Raw genomic sequence first — 19,588 nt, forward strand, 5'->3', positions numbered from 1 at the left:
ATCATGACCCGCTCCTGCAGGAGGCGATCGAGACCATCGACGAAGCGCTCCGGCAGATCTCCTCGGGCGGAGAGGAGCTGCGCCGGACGACCGAGTATCCGCTGCCTCTGTCCGACCTGGGGACGCTGCTGGTCGCGCTGGGCGGCCGCCGGGGCAGAAAGAAGGACTCCGCGAGCAGGGCGCAGGCACGGCGTGATTTCCTGCGCGCCAGAGACGTACTCGCGGATGCGATACGGCTGTTGCCGCCACGGCACCAGTCCCTGCCGAAGATCCAGGCGCAGTACGGTCAGGCCCTCAGAGCCCTCGGCATCCTCGAGGACGACCGACCGCTTCGGCAGCGCGGACTGACTGTCCAGCGCCGGTCGTTGGAGAATGTGCCCGAGGACAGCCCCGACTGGGCGCAGCAGGCGCTGCTGCTCGGAGAGGATTTCGTCGACGAAGCCTGGGCCGCCGCCACGCCCGAGGAGATGAACGAGGCGTTCGACCTGTTCATGCGGGCCGCGAGACAGCCGTCAGGAGCCGCGTCCGTCCGGTGGCAGGCCGCCCTGGACGCAGTCGAGCTTCGTGTGGCGCAGCAGGACTGGAGCTCCGCCCTCCAGGCGTGCACGGCGGCCATCGACGTCCTGCCCCGACTCGCCTGGGGCGGCCTGGGACTGGACGACAAGCTGCGTGCGCTCGGCGACACGTCCCAGACCGTCTCCCTCCTCGCCTCGGTCGCGCTCAACGCCGGCGCACCGGAAAGGGCCCTGGAGATTCTTGAGCACGGACGTGGCCTCCTGCTGTCGCAGGCACTGGACCGGCGCGCGGACCTGGACGCGGTCCGCCGTCATGCACCTGAGCTGGCCGCCCGACTGGCACAGCTCAGTGAGGAGCCGGCCCACGGCGGAGACACGGCCGCCGCGGGGGTGCGGCGCAGACGCCTTCAGTACCGCTGGGAGGAGACGGTCGAGGAGGTACGCCGCCTGCCGGGCCTGGCCGACTTCCTGAAGCCACTGCCGTACCGGGAACTGGTGGCGGTCGCCGAGCACGGTCCGGTCGTGGTCCTCACCTCCAGCCCTCTCCGTTCGGACGCCCTCGTCCTGTACGAGGGCTCGCTCTCCGTGGTGCCGCTGCCCCTGTTCCGCCACACCCGGGCGGTGCGACGTGCCGGGCATCTGTCCCTGCTGCAGCAGGCTTCCCGACGGGACGAGACATCGGGAGCGGCAGACGGGGGTCTCGACGACCTGCGGGACTATCTGACCGACCTGCTCGGCTGGTTGTGGGCGGCCGTGGCCGAGCCCGTGCTGGCGGCGCTGCCGGACAGGTGCCGCGCGGTCCCCGACCCGGCGCGGATCTGGTGGTGCCCCACCGGCGTCTTCAACCACTTGCCGGTACACGCCGCCTCCCGGCTCGACCTGCGCGACCCCGACCACGTCAACCAGGAGAGCCTCGCCGACACCTTCGTCTCCAGCTACACCCCGACCCTGCGCGCCCTGAGGACTGCGCGCCGGGCCGAGGCGGCGCAGCCGTCCACCGCCGCTTCCCCGGTTCTGCTGGTCGGGGTGGGCAGGACGCCACCGGGCTCGCAGTTGCCGCCGATCGCGGACGCCACCGAGGAGATCGAGGAGGTGGCCCGGCTCTTCCCCGCGGATCCGCGGCCGCTGTGCGACGAGGAGGCGACGCGCGACCTCGTGCTCCAGCGGATCCGGGCGGGCGGCTGGTTCCACTTCGCCGGGCACGGTGATCAAGGCGCCGAGGAACCCGACGGCCGTCTGTACCTGTGGGACTGCCGGAGCAGCGGCCCCCTGCTGATGCGGGACATCGCGGGTCTGCGCCTGCAGCGGGCGGAGCTGGCCTATCTGTCGGCCTGCCGCACCCATGTGACCCCGCGGGCCCACTCCGACGAGCCCGTCAGTCTGGCGGGCTCACTCCAGCTCGCCGGCTACCGGCATGTGGTCGCCACCCAGTGGGAGGTGCAGTCCTACCGGGCCAGAAAGGTCGCGGCACGCTTCTACAGGGAGCTTCTGGAAGGGGACGTGGGGAGCGGGGCAACCGCTCCCGCGGCTGCCCGCGCCGCACACGCGCTGCACGTCGCCGTGGGAGAACAGCGGCGGAGATTCCCCGAGCGGGTCGAGGTCTGGGCCTCCTACATCCATCTCGGTGCTTGATCCCCTGATCCTGCGGTGAGTGCCGTCGTGCCGGTGCGGAAGTGCCTGCCGGCCGCGCGGGGCGGAGGGCCCGCCGGAAAAACCGGTTGACGGGCAGGGGCCGCCGCGGACTACCGTGAGCGCGGATCACACGGCCCCCGTCAGGGCTGCCGTACCGGAGCGTCGCGAGGGCGACGCGTGTGCGAGTGAGGAGGTGTCGACAGATGGCCGTCACCGTGCCGGGCGCTGCCCGCATCCAGGAAACCGTCAAGTCCACCTCCGTGGCCGCCGGCTGACTCACCCTTTCCTCCTCCGTGCCCCGCACGAGGCACGGCCGCCGGAGCCACCCTTGTGAAGGGTCACCCGTTGACTTCCAGCTCCAGCCCCATGTCCGTCTCCGGCTCCGGCTCCGGCCGGGGTGCCGGCTCCACCCCCACCGACACCGCCACCGCGCTCGCTCCGTACGGCTGGGACGAGGGGTGGGCCGAGGCGTTCGCCCCGTACTACGCGCAGGGGTTGCTGCCCGGGCGCGTGATCCGCGTAGACCGCGGCCAGTGCGACGTCGTCACCGCCGAGGGGACCGTGCGCGCCGACACGGCCTTCGTCACCCCGCACGACCCGATGCGGGTCGTCTGCACCGGCGACTGGGTCGCCGTCCAGCCCGAGGGCAACCCGTGCCACGTGCGGGCGTACCTGCCCCGCCGCACCGCCTTCGTGCGCTCCACCTCCTCCAGGCGGTCCGAAGGGCAGATCCTCGCCGCCAACGTCGACCACGCCGTGGTCGCCGTCTCCCTCGCCGCCGAACTCGAACTGGCCCGGGTGGAACGCTTCCTCGCCCTCGCCTGGGAGTCCGGGGCGCAGCCGCTGGTCGTCCTCACCAAGGCCGACCTGGTGCCGGACCCGGTCACCCGGTCCCATCTGGTGGCGGACGTCGAGACCAGCGCGCCCGGCGTGCCGGTGTACGCCGTCAGCGCCCGGACCGGGGAGGGCCTGGACGTGCTCGCCGCGGTCGCCGCCGGCGGCACCTCCGTGCTGCTCGGCCAGTCCGGAGCGGGCAAGTCCACCCTCGCCAACGCGCTGCTCGGCGAGGACGTCATGGACGTCCGCGCCGTCCGTGACGCGGACGGCAAGGGCCGGCACACCACGACCACCCGCAACCTGCTCGCCCTGCCCGGCGGCGGCGTCCTCATCGACACACCGGGACTGCGCGGCGTGGGCCTGTACGACGCCGCCACCGGCGTCGGCCAGGTGTTCGCCGAGATCGAGGAGCTCGCCGAGGGGTGCCGCTTCCACGACTGCGCCCACGAGAGCGAGCCCGGCTGCGCCGTCCAGGAGGCCATCGCCGAGGGTGAGCTGCCGCACCGCCGCCTGGAGAGCTACCGCAAGCTGCTCCGCGAGAACCAGCGCATCGTCGCCCAGTCCGACGCCCGGCTCCGGTCGGAGATCCGCAAGGACTGGAAGCGCAAGGACGCGCAGGCCAGGGCGGCGATGGAGTTCAAGCGGGGTGGCCACTGGCGATAGCGGGACGGGAGCCGGGCGGGGCCGGACCCGGGCGAGTTCGGACCCGGGCTGGACTGGACCCGGGCGAGTTCGGACCCGGGCTGGACTGGACCCGGGCGGGTCCGCCGGGCCGCCGGGCTCACTGGGGCCACGTCCATGTCCGATTTCCGCCAGCCGCGGGTCCCCGCAGGGCGGAGACTGGACCCTGTGACGGACGAAACCAGCAGGTACGAGGCGGTACGCAGCCGCGACGGGCGTTTCGACGGCGTGTTCTTCTTCGCCGTCGAGACGACCGGCATCTACTGCCGGCCCAGCTGCCCCGCCACCACCCCGCGACGGCGCAATGTGCGCTTCTTCCCGACCGCCGCCGCCGCGCAGAGCGCCGGATTCCGGGCCTGCCGGCGGTGCCGGCCGGACGCCGTCCCCGGGTCCCCCGAGTGGAATGTGCGCGCCGACGTCGTGGGCCGCGCCATGCGGCTGATCGCCGACGGCGTGGTGGACCGCGAGGGCGTCGCGGGACTCGCTGCGCGGCTCGGCTACAGCCCCCGCCAGATGCAGCGGCAGCTCACCGCCGAGCTGGGCGCCGGGCCGGTCGCGCTGGCCCGGGCACAGCGCGCCCACACCGCGCGGGTCCTGCTGCAGACCACCGGCCTGCCGATCACGGAGATCGCCTTCGCCGCCGGATTCGCCAGCGTGCGGCAGTTCAACGACACCATCCGGGCCGTCTACGCGGCCACCCCCAGCGAACTGCGCGCCGCCGCGTCCGGAACCCCCGGCCGGTCCGCACGCACCACCACCAGGTACGGCCGCCGGGCCACCCCCGAGGCCGGTGTCCCGCTGCGCCTCGCCCACCGCGGCCCCTACTGCGCCGGGCCCGTCTTCGACCTGCTGGAACGGGAGGCCGTACCCGGCGTCGAGGAGGTGAGCGGAGAGCGGGGCGCCCGCACCTACCGGCGCACACTGCGCCTGCCCTACGGCACCGGCATCGCCGCCGTCGAGGAGCCCGGCGAGGCCGGCCGGAGGGGACGCGCCCCGTCCGGTGCCCGTCCCGGCGGCTGGCTCGAGGCGCGCATCCATCTCACCGACCCGCGCGACCTCACCACGGCCGTGCAGCGCCTTCGCCGCCTGTTCGACCTGGACGCCGACCCGTACGCCGTCGACGAACGCCTCGGCGCCGACCCCGGCCTCGCCCCGCTGGTCGCCGCCCGGCCAGGACTCCGGTCACCCGGAGCCGCCGACCCGGAGGAGCTGGCCGTACGGGCCCTGGTGGGCCGCGAGGAGGCCGCGCGGCTGGTCCAGCGGTACGGCAAGGCGCTGGACGCCCCTTGCGGGGGCCTCACCCACCTGTTCCCCGAGCCCGCCGTCCTGGCCGGCGCGGAACCGGACGGCCCCCTGGGCGCGCTCACCGCCGCCCTCGCCGACGGAACCCTGCGCCTCGACCCCGGCGCCGACCGGGAGGCCGCCGAGGCCGCCCTGCGTGCATTGCCGGGCATGGACGGCCCCACCATCGCCGAGATCCGCATGCGCGCCCTCGGCGACCCCGACGTGGCGCCGGACGGCCCGGACGCCACCGACGCCGCCGACGTCCCCGACCGCCGGCGCCCCTGGCGCTCCTACGCCCACCGTCACCTGCGCGCGGCAGCCGAGTCCGCGGCAGCCGAGTCCGCGGCAGCCGAGTCCGCAGCCGGCGAGCCCGCGGCCACAGAGCCCGGGGCCACGACGCCCGCGTCCGCCGAGCCCGCGGCGGCCGGTCGCACGGCACTCGGACACGCGAACGCCGACCTCCCGACCACCGAACCGGAGCACTGATGAGCACCTACTGGACGACCCTCGACAGCCCCCTCGGGCCGCTCCTCCTCACCGCCGGCCCCGACGGCGAGCTGACCTCGCTGTCCCTGCCCGGGCAGCGGAACGCCCCGGCCGTACCGCCCGACGGGCGGCCGGACTCCGGCCCCTTCCGCGAGGCCGAGGAGCAGCTCGGCGCCTACTTCGCCGGCGACCTGAAGGACTTCCGGCTGCCGCTGCGCACCACCGGCACACCCTTCCGGGAGAAGGTCTGGGCCGCCCTCGACGCCATCCCCTACGGCGCCACCACCTCCTACGGCGAGATCGCGGCCCGGATCGGCGCGCCCAGGGCGGCCGTGCGGGCGGTCGGCGGTGCGATCGGCGCGAACCCGCTGCTGATCGTCCGCCCCTGCCACCGCGTGATCGGCGCCGACGGCTCCCTCACCGGATACGCGGGCGGCCTGGAGAACAAGGTGCGGCTGCTGACGCACGAGGGGGTGCTGCAGGCGGCGGCCTGACCACAGACCGCCCCGACGGCCGTCGCCGCCGTCGGGGCGGTCGTCGTCAGCCCCAGAAGACCGCGCCAAGCCAGGCCGCGGTGATCAGCAGGCAGGTGAACAACTCCGTCAGCAGGCTCCAGCCGCCCGCCCGCATCGTGGTGCGCAGCGACACCATCGCCTCGCCGTGGCGGCCCAGACGGATCCGCTCACAGAGGTAGATCCCGGCGAGGAACCCGGGGATCGCGCCCACCACCGGCAACAGCACGAATCCGGCCAGTGAGCCGGCCCCCGCGTACGTCATCATCCGGGCGTCGTCGCCGGCGGGCCACAGGCGCCGGGGCGGCAGGGCCCAGCGGATGACCTGGGAGAGCAGCAGAACCGCCGTCGCGCCCACCAGCACCCACCAGGCGACCGGCCGCGGGTCCTTCAGCGCCCACCACATGACCGCCGCCCACACCAGCCAGGACCCCGGCACTCCGGGCAGCAGCACTCCGCACAGACCGAACAGGATCACCAGTCCGGCCAGCAGGAGTTCCCACGCTCCCATCTGTCCAGGGTGCAGGAGGGTGAGGGGCGGCGCAGAACGGCGACGAACAGCTGTACCGGCCGTCACCCGAGGTGCGGTCCCTGGCCGGGGAAGCGACGGGGATTTTCCGGATGCCCCGTTTTCATCGGGGCTGTGCGGTGGACAATTGGGGGCATGAGCCAGCAGGGGGGAAGGCCCACCGGCCCCGAGGACGACTGGTGGGCGCAGCTGTACGACGACTCCACGGGCGACACGGGCGGCACACCCGCCCCCGACTCCCTGGACGACCGCTTCGCCTCGGCGAAGGTGACTCTGAACGGCCCGCCACCCCCGAGGGACGCCGCCCCTTCACCTCAGCAGGCCACACCACCACTGCCCCCGCCGCGCGCCCCCCGGGAACCCTCGTCCCCGGACGCCACGTCCACCACCACCCACCCGACCGTCCCGCTCACCTCCGCGTCCTCTGCGCCGCTCTCCTCCGTCCCCTCCGGCGCGGCGCCTCCGGCAACACCGGCCGACGCGCCACCGGGCCCCACGCCACCCGACGGCCCGCCGGACGCCCCGTCCCGCGAGGCTTCGTCCGCCGGCCAGCAGGCCCAGGGTTCGCCCCGCACCGCCACCGAGCCGTCCGACCCGTCCGACCCGTCCGAGCCGCCCGGCACGGCCGATACGACGGAGACGACCGAGGCGGCCGACCCGGCCGAGACGACCTCGACGGCCGACCCAGCCGGTACGGCCGACCCGGCCGATACGGGCGGCCCGGCTGATACGGGCGGCCCGGCCGGCAAGGCCGACACGGTCGGCACCCCGCCCGTCCAGGTGCCGTCCCCGGCACCGCCCGCCGGGGCACCGCAGCCGTCACCCGAGGACGCGCCCCAGCCCGTCCCCTCCGGCGCCGCACCCGACACCGGCCCCCGAACGCCCCTTCGTACGGACTACGACCCCCGAACGCCCCCACTCACGAGCACCGACCCGCGCACCGACCCCCGCGATGCCCAGCCCTCGGGCCCGGCGTCGCCACCACCCCCCGCCACCCGTGCCTACGTCGGTTCCCGGCCGCCCACCTACGATCCCGAGCCCACCGCGCTGCCCGCCGCCGATCCCGAGCGGCTGGACGACCTCGTTCCGGACACCGTCCTGGACGGCGCCCGGTACGGGGCGGGCACCTTACGGGCCGCCTCCGTGCGCGGGGACTCCGCCCGGTACCGGGGCGAACCGCGCCGGGACGCGCTGCTCACCGCCCGTTTCGGCAGCGGCGACCAGGCGCTGCTGCTGGTCGCCGTCGCGACCGGTGCCCGGACCGCGCCGCTCGGGCATCGCGCCGCCGCCGAGGCCTGCCGCTGGATCGGCAGAGCGGTCGGCCGCAGTCACCCCCGGCTGGTCGAGGACATAAGAGCCGCCCGGCGCGGCGACCTGAAGTCCGGACTGCAGCGGCTCACCGACCGCAGCCTCGGCCGGCTCCGCGCCGGCGCCGCCGAACAGGGGCTCCAACCGGAGGAGTACACCGCGACCCTGCGCTGCCTGCTCCTGCCCGCCGACCCCGAGTGCCGCACCCGGGTCTTCTTCGGCGTCGGGCCCGGCGGGCTGTTCCGGCTGCGGGACGGGATCTGGCAGGACATCGAACCGCAGGCCGCCGAGGTCAAGGGCGAGCCCGTGCTCGGTTTCGGCTCGCCGCCCGCCGAGACCGCCGAGGGCGACCGTCTCACCATGGACCTCGGCATCCCCACACCCCCGGGCCCGTCCTACGAACCGGCGCCCGAACCACCACGCGAGCCCTACCGATTCCGCACCTCGATAGCCCGCCCGGGTGACACCCTGCTGATGTGCTCTGCCGGGTTCGCCGAACCGCTGCGCGGCGAGGAGGAGCTGCGCGCCCACCTGGCCGCCCGGTGGTCCCACCCCGAACCGCCCGGCCTCGCCGCGTTCCTGGCCGACACCCAGGTGCGGGTCAAGGGTTACGCCGACGACCGTACGGCTGTGGCCGTCTGGGAGGCGTGAGCGTCCGCCATGTGAATTCATGGATTCCATGGCCAAACAGAACGTCGCGGAACAGTTCGTCGACATCCTCACCCGCGCGGGCGTCAAACGCCTGTACGGCGTGGTCGGCGACAGCCTCAACCCCGTCGTCGACGCCGTCCGCCGCAACCCCGCCATCGACTGGGTCCACGTACGGCACGAGGAGACCGCCGCCTTCGCCGCCGGAGCGGAGGCGCAGATCACCGGCCGGCTCGCCGCCTGCGCGGGCTCCTGCGGGCCGGGCAACCTGCACCTCATCAACGGCCTGTACGACGCCAACCGTTCCATGGCGCCGGTGCTCGCCCTGGCCTCCCACATCCCGTCCAGCGAGATCGGGCTCGGCTACTTCCAGGAGACCCACCCCGACCAGCTGTTCAGGGAGTGCAGCCAGTACTGCGAGCTGATCTCCAGCCCGCGGCAGATGCCCCGGCTGCTGCAGACCGCCATCCAGCACGCCATCGGCCGCTCGGGCGTCGCCGTCGTCTCGATGCCCGGCGACATCGCCGACCAGCCCGCACCGGAGCAGACCGGGGCGTCCGCCCTCGTCCCCGCCCGGCCGACCGTCCGCCCCGGCGACGCCGAGATCGACCAGCTGGTCGACATGATCGACGCGGCCGGGAAGGTCACCCTCTTCTGCGGCAGCGGCACCAAGGGCGCCCACGCCGAGGTCATGGAACTCGCCCAGCGCATCAAGTCCCCCGTGGGCCACGCCCTGCGCGGCAAGGAGTGGATCCAGTACAACAACCCCTTCGACGTCGGCATGAGCGGCCTGCTCGGCTACGGCGCCGCGTACGAAGCCACCCACGAGTGCGACCTGCTGATCCTCCTCGGCACCGACTTCCCCTACAACGCCTTCCTCCCCGACGACATCCCCATCGTCCAGGTCGACATCCGGCCTGAGAACCTGGGCCGCCGCTCCCGCCTGGACCTCGCGGTGTGGGGCGACGTACGGGAGACGCTGCGCTGCCTGATCCCCCGGGTCCGTGAGAAGACCGACCGGCGCTTCCTCGACCGGATGCTGAAGAAGCACGCGGACGCCCTGGAGGGGGTGGTGAAGGCCTACACGCGCAAGGTGGAGAAGCATGTGCCGATCCACCCCGAGTACGCGGCCTACGTCCTCGACGAACTCGCCGACGACGACGCCGTGTTCACCGTCGACACCGGCATGTGCAACGTCTGGGCCGCCCGCTACATCTCGCCCAACGGCCGCCGCCGGGTGATCGGTTCCTTCTCCCACGGCTCCATGGCGAACGCGCTGCCCATGGCGATCGGGGCGCAGTTCACCGACCGGGGCCGGCAGATCGTCTCGATGTCCGGCGACGGCGGATTCGCCATGCTCATGGGTGACTTCCTCACCCTCGTCCAGTACGACCTGCCGGTGAAGGTGGTCCTCTTCAACAACTCCTCCCTCTCCATGGTCGAGCTGGAGATGCTGGTCGCCGGCCTCCCGTCCCACGGCACCGCCAACAAGAACCCCGACTTCGCCGCCGTCGCCCGTGCCTGCGGCGCCTACGGCGTCCGCGTGGAGAAACCCAAGGACCTCCCCGGAGCCCTCAAGTCCGCCTTCAAGCACAAGGGCCCCGCTCTCGTGGACATCGTCACCGACCCCAACGCCCTCTCCATCCCACCCAAGATCAGCCGCGAAATGGTCACCGGCTTCGCCCTCTCCGCCTCCAAGATCGTCCTCGACGGCGGAGTAGGCCGCATGCTCCAAATGGCCCGCTCCAACCTGCGCAACGTGCCCCGGCCCTGAAAACCCGTCGTCAAACCCGTCGCCGCCGCCCCGTGGCCACCGCCCACGCCCGGCGCCGTGGTGGGCGCGCCCGCATCAGGCGAGGCCGGCATCCTCCGCAGGCGACGGAACCCCACGGGTGTCACGGGCAGGGACGGTCGTGCTCGCTGGGGTCAGGACTCGAGTCGTGGGTGGCGGCAGTCGGGTGCGCTGGTGTCCGGGTCAGGTGGAGCGCGGGCGCCAGCGGCGGTTCAGGGTGTCGTACTCGTAGTGCGGGAGGCCGTCGACGGCGGAGGTGCGGAACGGGCGGCCGTGGTCGTCGATGCGGACGGTGCCGGTGCGGCCCTGGGAGGACCAGTCCAGCTCCAGGTACCAGCGGCAGTCGCAGGTGCCGGTGCGGGCGGTGACCAGCAGGACCTCCGGCTCCTTGGAGGAGACCCGGTAGGGGAGGCGTACGGCCGGGATCGGGGTGCCGGCGTCGTTGCCGGGGACCGCGCGGGCGACGGGGCGGTCCTTGTCGAGGTCCACGTCGAAGGAGCGGGGCGTCAGTGCGCCGCCGCAGCCCTGGTCCATGGCGTACGCGTTGCCCGCCACCGGCTCGGCCCGGCCGGCGACACGGACCCGCAGCGCGGTCAGGACGACCGCGGCCTCGGACTTGCCCTGGACGGACACCTCCACCTGGGTCTTCCCGCCGTGCACCGCTCCCTGCGCGGCCGCCCAGGCGGGGGCGTCCTGCGCGGCGGGCGGCGGCGGGACCTTGGCGGGCGGCTTGCCGATGACGTAGTCGTGCCCGCAGCCGCCTTCCCAGACGTGGGAGTCGAGGGTCCAGACGAGCGGGGAGCCGGCCGAGCCGCCGCCGGGGGCGTTCCGGGCGGTTCCGCCGTCCTCCGAGGCGGGGGAGGAGGGCTTGGTTCCCGGGCGGAGCCCACCGTCCTCGGTGCCCCGGCCGCTGGCGGAGTTCTCGGCGGGGGAGCCGGAATCGGCCGTGGAGGGGGACGCCGACCGGCCGTGCCGCGGGCCGGTCGCGGTGCTGCCGGCCGTCGGCCCGTCGGTGGCCCGGACGCCCTGGGAGGCCGGGCGCTTTCCCGCGTCGGGCAGGGCGGAGAGGCTGCCCACGACGGCCAGGACGGCACAGACGGCGGCGACCAGGACGCGCTTGCGGCGGTACCAGCGACGTCGTCCGGGAGCGGCGCCGTGTGGTGCCTCGGCACGGTCCGACGACGGGCGGCGGGTGGTGGAGGCGGTGGGGGTGAGAGGGCCCTGGACCACGCCGTCCAGGACGTGGCCGGTGCCCTGCGCAGGCTCGGGTGCGGGGGCGTCCGCGGGGGCGGGGGGCGGGGTGTCGGTGTCCGCCGGGGGCCGGGGGCTCGTCGGCCCGGCGCCTGTCTGTTCGGAGCCTTCCTGTCCGGAGCGCTTCGGTTCGGGGTCCTCGGGCGCGGAGGGGACGTCGGGTGCCGGTTCCGGGCGGTCGGTCGCCGCCTCCGGCCGCTCCGTGGCCGGGGCGTCCGCCTCCGGGGCGGAGCGGGGCGGCTCGCCGGCCGGTCCCGGTTCCGTGGTCGTGCGCTGCTGCCGGTCGCCCGTCCCGGCCGTGCCCGTACCGCCGGAGCCCTGCGCGGCGGCCGTCGCGGATCCGCCGTTGCCGCGGGGGCGCCGGCGGGCCGCCGTGGCGCTGAGCCAGCGGCGGTGGAGTTCGAGGCGTTCCTCGGGGCTCGCCCCGCACAGCGCGGCGAAGCGTTCGATGGGGGCGAAGTCGACCGGCACCGCCTCACCGGCGCAGTAGCGGTGCAGGGTGGAGGTGTTCATGCCGAGGCGGCGGGCCAGCGAGCCGTAGCTGCGGTCCGTCCGTTCCTTCAGCTCCCGGAGCAGCGCCGCGAAGCCGGTCACCTCGTCCTGGCCGCCGCCCTGTGCCGACACCGTCACCCTGCCTCTCGTCGCCTCACGTTCACCCGTTCGCGGGGTCCCAGAGCCTGGAACGGCATCCCAGGCACCCCATATATCTGCACGTCAGACGGGCTGGGATGGTTCCATGCCCGCCGAAACGCCACCGCCGCTTGCACCGGCCGCCCGGGACGTCCGATGCTCATGGCACCTGGCCGCGCCGCACCGACGGCCACCGGACGGACCGCACCGGCCGTCGCGGTGACCCCGGTCCGCGCGCACCACGGGGACCCTACGGTCCCCGCACCGCGCGCCGCGGTCATTTCCGTCGATCCACGCACTCCGTACGGGGGACACGTATGACCAACCGCACCCGGGCCCGGGCTCTCGCCGCGCTCGCCGTAGCCGCCCTCGCCGCCGGCACCGCGCTCACCGCGGGGACCGCACCGGCCGGAGCCGCCTCGGCCAAGAGCAAGCAGCCGCGGTTCCTCTCGGCGTCCCAGCTGCCGCCGCACCCGTCGTCGAGCTGGACCGCCGGCCCTGTGACCGACGGCTTCCCCGAGCAGCTCGCCTACTGCCTGGGCGAGGGCGTGCCCGCCTACGACTACCGGCACCGCCTGTTCCACACCGACCTCGACACCCAGGCCGTGCAGGTCACCACCGTCACCGGCTCGGCCGCCAAGGGCAAGGCGCTGGCCGACCACCTGGCCAAGGTGATCCGCGGCTGCGCGGACCGGCTGGAGCAGCAGTACCCGGACGTCGAGGCCGAGGGCCGCTACTACGGCGCGCTGAAGGTCGAGGAGGGCGCCAAGGTCTTCGGCCTGCAGACCAAGACCTCCTACGGCGCCGCGGACATCAACCTGCTGTCCGTCGGCCGGGACGGCCGGACCGTGACGATCGTCGGCTGGGGCCAGATGGGCGGCTTCAAGGACGCCCCCGTGGCCGCCTTCAAGAAGACGACGAAGACCGCCGTCAACAAGCTCTACTGACGGACTCTGCTGACGGCGAGCGCCGAAGGCTCTGCTGACGGCGAGAGCCGGCGGCCCACCGCACACCCCCACGACCACCGCGAGGAGCCGGGGTCGTCCTCCCGCCACGGGGGTCGGGAGGACGACCCCGCGCAGACCGGTGGCCGTCGCACTTCGGCCAACAACCGTCCGTGACCACCCCGGCATGCGTGCCGCCCCGCCGACGGGGCATGGATTCCCGTGTACGTGTTCGAGACGCCGGGGGAGCCGAACGGCACACGGACGGGGGGTCATGACGAGTCAGGTGCGAGAGGGCAGGCCCGGCACGGGCGGTTCCTCGGTGAGAAGGGGGCAGGACCGGCCCGGTGGACGACGGGGCCCGGCGGCCCAGCTCCGGCGCAGACTGGGGCGCGCCGACCTACGGGCCGTGCCCGAGTCCCGCCGGGCGCTGCGCGAGCTGCTGCGGCACTGGGGCCGGCCCGGCCGGTCGGAGATCGCGGAGCTGCTCACCAGCGAGCTGGTCACCAACGCCCTGGTGCACACCGACCGCGAGGCGGTCCTGACGGCCACCGTGGGGCCGCGCCGGCTGCGCGTGGAGGTGCGGGACTTCGTGGCACGCGAGCCCCGGCCGTGCGTACCGGGCGCCGGCGACGGCACGCACGGCCGGGGCCTCGTTCTGCTGGAGTCCCTGGCCGATCAGTGGGGGGTACGGCCGCACGCCGTGGGCAAGGCCGTCTGGTTCGAACTCGGTGCCGACGCCGCCTGAGGGACCCGCGGTCACGCGCACGTGGGGACGCGGGGTCAGCCGAACTGCTGCTCCAGGTCCTTCAGCTTGCGCTCCAGGGAGTCCAGCCGCGGCAGCGCCTGCGTGTCGTCCTCCGCGGTCAGATCCACGGTCGTCACCGGGTCACTGCTGCCGCGCACCGGCGCGAGGGAGGGCCGGGTGCGCATGGGCAGGGGCTCCGGCGCGGATATGGCAGGCTCCGCCGTGACCACCTCGTCGTCCCGCTCCACGGTCGCGGTCGCCGTCTCCAGCTGACGCCCGCCACGGCCCACGAAACCGCGGTGCCCGCGGCTGATGGCCTTCAGCTGGGCCCGTTCCACCCGCTCCTGCTCCCGCCTGCGCCGGCGGGCCTCCTGCTTCTGCCGCTGGTCCTCGCGGACCTCCTCGACCGCCTCGTCGAGGCTGCGCACGCCCTCCAGCAGCATCAGTGACCAGGCGCGGTAGGTCTCCCGGGGAGCCCGCAGCCAGCGCACGATCCGGATCTGCGGCAAGGGGCGCGGCACCAGGCCCTGTTCGCGCAGGGCCGCCCGGCGGGTCTGCTTCAGCGCGCGGTCGAACAGCACCGCCGCGGACAGCGACATGCCCGCGAAGAAGTGCGGGGCGCCCGCGTGCCCGGCACCGCGCGGCGCGTGCACCCAGTTGAACCAGGCCGCCGCGAACGCGAACGTCCATACGAGTATGCGTGAGCCGAGGGCCGCGTCGCCGTGGCTGGCCTCGCGCACGGCGAGCACCGAGCAGAACATGGCCGCTCCGTCCAGGCCGAAGGGGACGAGGTACTGCCAGCCGCCCGACAGGCCGAGGTTCTGTTCACCGAAGCCGACCAGGCCGTGGAAGGAGAGAGCCGCGGCCACTGCCGCACAGCAGAACAGCAGGACATAGGAGACGGTGCCGTAGATGGCCTCCTTGCGCCTGCGGCGCTCCTCGCTGCGTTCCCACGAGTCCTCCACGCTCGTGTCCTTGACCGAGGAGCGCTTGCCGCGCGCCAGCACCGCCACCGCCGCCAGCATGCCCAGGAGCAGCACGGCGCCCGGAAGCAGCCAGTTCAGCGATATGTCGGTCAGTCTCATCTAGGGGTCCCTTGCATTGGGATAGGGCGTAACGCCCGTCATAGTGGCCCAATCCCCACAGCTCTCAGGGTGTTTCGGGGCAACAGGCCGCCAAGGAGGGGCAAGGGGCCCTCCCAGACGCCTCGAGTCTCGAACTCCCGCTTGAAATGCGGCAGTTGTGTTCGAACAACGGTGACCGTGCGAGTGGTTCGTGCGGCGGATGGTTGCGGTGGCCACGGTGATGCGTGAGGCCGCCTGCGGGTGAGCGGGAAGCCGTCAGGGAGTGACGCGGAGACTGTGCGGAGGCGATGCGGGAGACTGCACGGAGGGATGCGGGAAGCCGTCCGGAGGGGGCGGTCAGCCGGCCTTCGCCAGCTCCCGTGCCGGGGTCCGCCGGGGCGCACAGGTGCGCGGGCAGGTGGCGCACACCTCGTCCGGGCGCAGCGTGTAGAACATGCAGCAGCTGACCCGGTCGCGGGTGTGCGCGGTCTCACCCGCCGGGCCGGTGGCCGGGCGGAAGGCCGCGGCGCCCACGTACGGCTTGGTCGTGCCCGGCAGCAGCAGCTCCAGCTCGCGCCGCGCCCGCTCCTCCTCGCCGAGCAGCTGGGCCACGTACCACAGGCTCTCCACGACCTCGTCGGTCGCCATGCCCCACAGGGCCCGGCCGCGCCGCCGCATCCGGGGGCCGAAGGCGGTCAGCACGGGTTCGAGGTGCTCGGAGACCGCCGCTCGCACCTCGGCGCGCAGCGCGTGCTCGTCCGGGACGACGCGGGCGCCGGGCAGGTCCGCGGCCGGGTCGCCGGGCAGGCAGGCGAAGCCGGCCGGGCGCACCGCCATGCGGCCGACGGCGAGGCCGGGCGCGGTGCGGTCGAAGGAGACATGCGTCACGGGGTAGCGCGGCACCCGGCGCAGCAGGAACCACGGCACGGTGATCAGCAGACAGGCCGGCCAGGCGTAGCGGTGCAGCCCGAAGCTGGCCACCACGTCGGGGCGGGCCCGCACGCCGTAGTCGCGCCGCACCTGGCTGTCGTCCCAGCTCAGAAAGCTCTCCAGATCCGCACCGCCCGCGGCGAGCCCGGCCGCGGAGACCCAGCCGCCGCCGGCCGGCGCCTCCTCGTCCGCGCGCAGCTCGGTGACGGCGAGGGCCGGGAAGGCCGCGGCCAGACGGTCGTAGGCGTCCGTGACGGCCGAACCGGGCACAGGCATGGGACCACCCATTCACACATCGTGGGACCGAGTCGTTGCACGAGCCGGACAAGGTAAGGCTCACCTTACCCAAACTCGGTGAGGTGTGAACCGGAGGGTCCGGTCGCTTAGGGTGCTTGACGGACGGACAGCAACCCGCCGTAATGGCCCGAAGTACCGATACGTCCGCCGTCCGTCCCCCCAGCCCGCCGTCCCGTCCGTAGCCGTCAGGAGGCCCCCGTGAAGCAGGGCACCCAGGGCTCCGCCGAGCCCGGCATGCGCCGCGCGCGGGTGCCCGCCCAGCCCGGACGGGAGGACGTGGACCGGTCCTACCGGCAGCACCGGCCCGAACGCCGGACCGGCCAGACGCAGACGGCCGGACCCGGGCACGACACGGCGGCCCGCGGAGAGCACACTCACAGCGAACCGGCACCGGTGCGGCCCGCCACCCGGCCCGTGGTGCAGCGCACCTCGGTCCGGGAGCAGATCCTCACCGCACTGCGCACCGCGCTGGTGAGCGGGGAGCTGCGGCCCGGCGAGGTCTACTCGGCGCCCGCGCTCGGCGAGCGGTTCGGCGTCTCCGCGACGCCCGTGCGCGAGGCGATGCAGCAGCTCGCGCTCGAGGGCGCCGTCGAAGTCGTCCCGAACCGGGGATTCCGGGTCGTCGAGCGGGACCGCCGGGAGCTGGCCGAGCTGGCGGAGGTCAGGGCGCTGATCGAAGTCCCGGTGATGCTGCGGCTGGCCCGCTCCGTCCCGGCCGAGCGGTGGGCCGAGCTGCGGCCCCTCGCCGAGGCGACGGTCCGCGCGGCCTCCTCCGGCTGCCGGGCGACGTACGCGGAGACCGACCGTGCCTTCCACCGCGCGGTGCTGTCCCTGGCCGGCAACGAGCAGCTGGTCCGCATCGCCGAGGACCTGCACCGCCGCGCCCAGTGGCCCCTGGCCGGCACCGCCCCCGGCGCCCGCAGCCGCGCCGATCTCATAGCCGACGCCCACGAACACACGGCCCTCCTGGACGCCCTGATCGCCGGCGACGCCGACCTCATCCGCGCCCTGGTGGAAGAACACTTCACCGGCGCCCGCTGACGCCGGGACGGCAGCCGGGCGGACCGCAACCTTCTCGCGGGTGCGGGAGCCCGCGGCGCGATCCGCCCAGGCGGTCCGCGAGTCCCCTCCCGGGGGCGCGGGGAACTCTGCGAGCCCCCCTACGCGCCCGCCACCCGGCCGGGCGCCGGAACCGCCCCTACGCGCTGGCCGCGCCCTCCGCCGGAGGCGCCTGCACCTGAGCCGGAACCTCCCCCAACTGCCCCGCCAGCCACGTCGGCACACCCCCCAGCAGCCGGAACAACCGCCGCGCCTCGTCCCGCAGCCTGGACGCCTCCGGCTCCTTCTCCGTGTCCGCCAGCGACACCAGCGCCGGCGCCGTCCCGACCAGGTACCCGAGCTCCTCCCGGATCCGCAGCGACTCCGCGAACCCGTGCCGCGCCTCCGCCAACTCCCCCTCCCGCAACGCCAGCCCCGCGAGATGCCGCCAGGTGGCCGACAGCAGCAGCGGATCCGCATGCGCCGTGGCCCCCGCGTGCGCCCGGCGGTAGGCCGCCCGCGCCGCCTGCGGCGACCGCGTCAGGTTCTCGGCGATCAGCCCCCGCCGGAAGTCCAGCAGCGCTCTGCCCGCCGCCCCCGGCGCGATCAGCGCCGCCGCCCTGCCGAGAGCCGCCCGCGCCTCGTCGGCCCGGTCGCGGACCTGGAACAGGGTCGCCGCGTAGGCCAAGTACCCGCGTTCACAAGCGGCCGCACCCCGCTCGTCGTCGGTGTGGGCCATCGCCTCCGCCGTCCGCAGCGCGTCCTCCGCCTCCTCCCAGCCGGTCTCGGTGTACAGGCACCGCTCCACCAGCAGGGACGCCCGCTGCAGGGCGGCGGCCGGAGTGGTCGGCGTGATCATGGCGGCGGCGTCGGCCCAGCAGGCGCGCGAGCGCAGCCGCCATACCGCGGTCTGGAGGGGATCGTCTTCGGCGGTCGTTCCGTTACCAGACATGGCGGTATGCGCCACGTTGCCCTCCCCGAGCACGCCATCGAGCTGTTGAGTGGTGGCCGCATCTCAGCACGAACAACATGGCTCGGCCAAGAGGGTGGGTGAAGGATTTCACAAAGTCATGGGGCAAGGACCCGGAACGCGGAAGCGGGCCGGGTGGCGCACTGGATCACTCGCGCCCCTCGGCCCGCCCCTGCCCCGCCAACTCCCCCCTCAGCAGGGCCCGACCGGGATGTACCCGGCGTCCGGGAGACCCGGCACAGCGGCCGCGGGATGCTCCTGCCCGCGCCGTGTCCGCTGGTCGGTCCCCAGGATGCCGGGCGCGCGGGACCGCGGCCTTGTCCGTGCGCGCACCGTTGTTGACAATGCGTGCAGGAATGTTGATCCGAGGGATGCCAGGGGATCACAGGGACGCCGGGCCAGGCATGTGACCGAAGGTCAGCTCGACCGCGGGCACCGGCCCGTGCCAGGTGCCGGGCGGGCACGGACGAGCGGGGGGCTACGGGGACCGGAATGCTGGTGACGGAGTTCAGCACGCAGGCCGTGGCGCCGCCCGAGCGGTTCGCGCTGTTCGAGGAGGTCTCCGCGGGCACCCACCTGCGCAACCTCCTGCGCAGCGACGACCGGGAGGATTTCCGCGCCCGGCTGCGCGTGGTCGACCTGGGGGAACTGCAGCTGTCCGCGCAGTCCTTCCCGCATCTGGAGGTCGTGCGGACGGCCGAGCAGATCCGGCGCGCCGACCCCGAGGTATACATGATCAACTGCGTCCTCCACGGGCAGGCCGGGCTGTCCCACACGGGCCGTCACACCACGCCCCGCGTGGGCGACCTCGTGGTGCTGGACAGCAGCCGTCCCTTCGAGGCCCACCGCCGCACCGTCCCGGACGGCTGGTCCCAGCTGACGGTGCAGCTGCCGCACCGGATGCTGCCGCTGCCGGAAAGGACGGTGCGGCAGGTGCTCGCGCTTCCGATCGACGGCCGCAGCGGCATGGGCGGGGTGTTCGCCCGCTGGCTCGGTGATCTCAACGCGCGCGCCGACGAGTTCACCGCGGCCGACGTCCCCGCCCTCACCTCGGTCATCCTGGACCTCCTGGCCTCCGTCATCGCCGGCTGCCTTCAGGCCGAGGAACGGCTGAGCCCGAAGACCCGCAGGACGGCGCTGCGGGCCCGGATCCAAGCGTTCGTCGAGCGGCACCTCGCCGACCCGGACCTGACGCCCCGGGCCGTCGCGGAGGCCCACCACATCTCGCTGCGCCACCTGCAGCAGCTGTTCGCCGAGGACGGCACCTCCCCGGCGGCCTGGATCCGCCACCGCCGCCTGGAACGCTGCCGCCGCGACCTGGCCGACCCCGGCCTGGACGCCCGCCCGGTCCAGGCCATAGCCGCCCGCTGGGGGTTCACCGACCCGGCCCACTTCAGCCGCCTCTTCCGCGCCGCCTACGGGATGCCACCGCGGGAGTACCGGACCATGACGGGCGCACGGCGGAACCGGCGGGCGGACACCTGAACCCGGC

At 74.2% G+C, this 19,588-nt stretch carries 15 protein-coding genes; 10 read left to right on the top strand and 5 right to left on the bottom strand.

What is annotated here, in order from left to right; genetic code table 11:
• The 4 genes from HCJ93_RS08080 to HCJ93_RS08095 all read left to right on the top strand — a co-directional run.
• The coding region (locus tag HCJ93_RS08080) for a CHAT domain-containing protein (RefSeq protein ID WP_167992489.1) at positions 1 to 2,147 on the top strand (2,147 nt) is incomplete at its 5' end.
• 366 nt (positions 2,148 to 2,513) lie between these two features.
• Positions 2,514 to 3,647, top strand: a complete 1,134-nt coding sequence (rsgA, locus tag HCJ93_RS08085) for a ribosome small subunit-dependent GTPase A (protein WP_167992800.1) — start codon at positions 2,514 to 2,516, stop codon at positions 3,645 to 3,647.
• Between the two features lie 135 nt (positions 3,648 to 3,782).
• Positions 3,783 to 5,435, top strand: coding sequence for a DNA-3-methyladenine glycosylase 2 family protein (locus HCJ93_RS08090; RefSeq protein WP_206317126.1), 1,653 nt, complete (start codon positions 3,783 to 3,785; stop codon positions 5,433 to 5,435).
• On the top strand, positions 5,435 to 5,929 hold the full coding sequence (locus tag HCJ93_RS08095; RefSeq protein ID WP_167992493.1) for a methylated-DNA--[protein]-cysteine S-methyltransferase: 495 nt from the start codon (positions 5,435 to 5,437) through the stop codon (positions 5,927 to 5,929). The genes HCJ93_RS08090 and HCJ93_RS08095 overlap by 1 nt, the downstream gene beginning before the upstream one ends.
• A 46-nt stretch (positions 5,930 to 5,975) precedes the next feature.
• On the opposite strand, the gene HCJ93_RS08100 is transcribed toward HCJ93_RS08095, so the two are convergent.
• Positions 5,976 to 6,458 (bottom strand): DUF456 domain-containing protein, encoded by a 483-nt coding sequence (locus tag HCJ93_RS08100; RefSeq protein WP_167992495.1) that lies wholly within the window; start codon positions 6,456 to 6,458, stop codon positions 5,976 to 5,978.
• Positions 6,459 to 6,611: 153 nt separating this feature from the next.
• On the opposite strand from HCJ93_RS08100, the gene HCJ93_RS08105 reads away from it, so the two are divergent.
• Both HCJ93_RS08105 and HCJ93_RS08110 read left to right on the top strand, forming a co-directional pair.
• Entirely contained in the window at positions 6,612 to 8,435 is a 1,824-nt protein-coding gene (locus HCJ93_RS08105) for a protein phosphatase 2C domain-containing protein (protein ID WP_167992496.1), read from the top strand.
• Between the two features lie 28 nt (positions 8,436 to 8,463).
• The gene (locus HCJ93_RS08110) at positions 8,464 to 10,206 is read left to right on the top strand and encodes a pyruvate dehydrogenase (protein ID WP_167992498.1); all 1,743 of its coding nucleotides are present in this window, start codon (positions 8,464 to 8,466) and stop codon (positions 10,204 to 10,206) included.
• Between the two features lie 201 nt (positions 10,207 to 10,407).
• Here HCJ93_RS08110 and HCJ93_RS08115 read toward each other — a convergent pair whose 3' ends face one another.
• The gene (locus tag HCJ93_RS08115; protein ID WP_309141339.1) at positions 10,408 to 12,105 is read right to left on the bottom strand and encodes a helix-turn-helix domain-containing protein; all 1,698 of its coding nucleotides are present in this window, start codon (positions 12,103 to 12,105) and stop codon (positions 10,408 to 10,410) included.
• A gap of 317 nt (positions 12,106 to 12,422) precedes the next feature.
• Between HCJ93_RS08115 and HCJ93_RS08120 the strand changes: the two genes are divergently transcribed.
• Entirely contained in the window at positions 12,423 to 13,052 is a 630-nt protein-coding gene (locus HCJ93_RS08120) for a hypothetical protein (protein ID WP_167992500.1), read from the top strand.
• Positions 13,053 to 13,323: 271 nt separating this feature from the next.
• Complete coding sequence (locus HCJ93_RS08125; RefSeq protein WP_167992502.1) at positions 13,324 to 13,797, top strand: ATP-binding protein; 474 nt, start codon at positions 13,324 to 13,326, stop codon at positions 13,795 to 13,797.
• 35 nt (positions 13,798 to 13,832) lie between these two features.
• Here the strand turns inward: HCJ93_RS08125 and HCJ93_RS08130 are convergent, their stop codons facing one another.
• Together HCJ93_RS08130 and HCJ93_RS08135 are read right to left on the bottom strand one after the other, a co-directional pair.
• Positions 13,833 to 14,882, bottom strand: a complete 1,050-nt coding sequence (locus HCJ93_RS08130; protein ID WP_167992503.1) for a DUF2637 domain-containing protein — start codon at positions 14,880 to 14,882, stop codon at positions 13,833 to 13,835.
• A 336-nt stretch (positions 14,883 to 15,218) separates the two neighbouring features.
• Positions 15,219 to 16,067 carry a (2Fe-2S)-binding protein gene (locus tag HCJ93_RS08135; protein WP_167992505.1) on the bottom strand — a complete coding sequence of 283 codons (849 nt, stop codon included), beginning with the start codon at positions 16,065 to 16,067 and terminating at the stop codon, positions 15,219 to 15,221.
• A 219-nt stretch (positions 16,068 to 16,286) separates the two neighbouring features.
• Between HCJ93_RS08135 and HCJ93_RS08140 the strand changes: the two genes are divergently transcribed.
• Complete coding sequence (locus tag HCJ93_RS08140) at positions 16,287 to 17,129, top strand: GntR family transcriptional regulator (protein ID WP_309141340.1); 843 nt, start codon at positions 16,287 to 16,289, stop codon at positions 17,127 to 17,129.
• A gap of 157 nt (positions 17,130 to 17,286) precedes the next feature.
• Here the strand turns inward: HCJ93_RS08140 and HCJ93_RS08145 are convergent, their stop codons facing one another.
• Positions 17,287 to 18,078 (bottom strand): hypothetical protein, encoded by a 792-nt coding sequence (locus tag HCJ93_RS08145; protein WP_167992508.1) that lies wholly within the window; start codon positions 18,076 to 18,078, stop codon positions 17,287 to 17,289.
• Positions 18,079 to 18,588: 510 nt separating this feature from the next.
• On the opposite strand from HCJ93_RS08145, the gene HCJ93_RS08150 reads away from it, so the two are divergent.
• Positions 18,589 to 19,581 (top strand): helix-turn-helix domain-containing protein, encoded by a 993-nt coding sequence (locus HCJ93_RS08150; RefSeq protein ID WP_167992510.1) that lies wholly within the window; start codon positions 18,589 to 18,591, stop codon positions 19,579 to 19,581.
• Positions 19,582 to 19,588 lie beyond the last annotated feature (7 nt).

The sequence above is a fragment of the Streptomyces composti genome (assembly GCF_012034205.1).
Classification (GTDB): Bacteria; Actinomycetota; Actinomycetes; order Streptomycetales; family Streptomycetaceae; genus Streptomyces; species Streptomyces composti.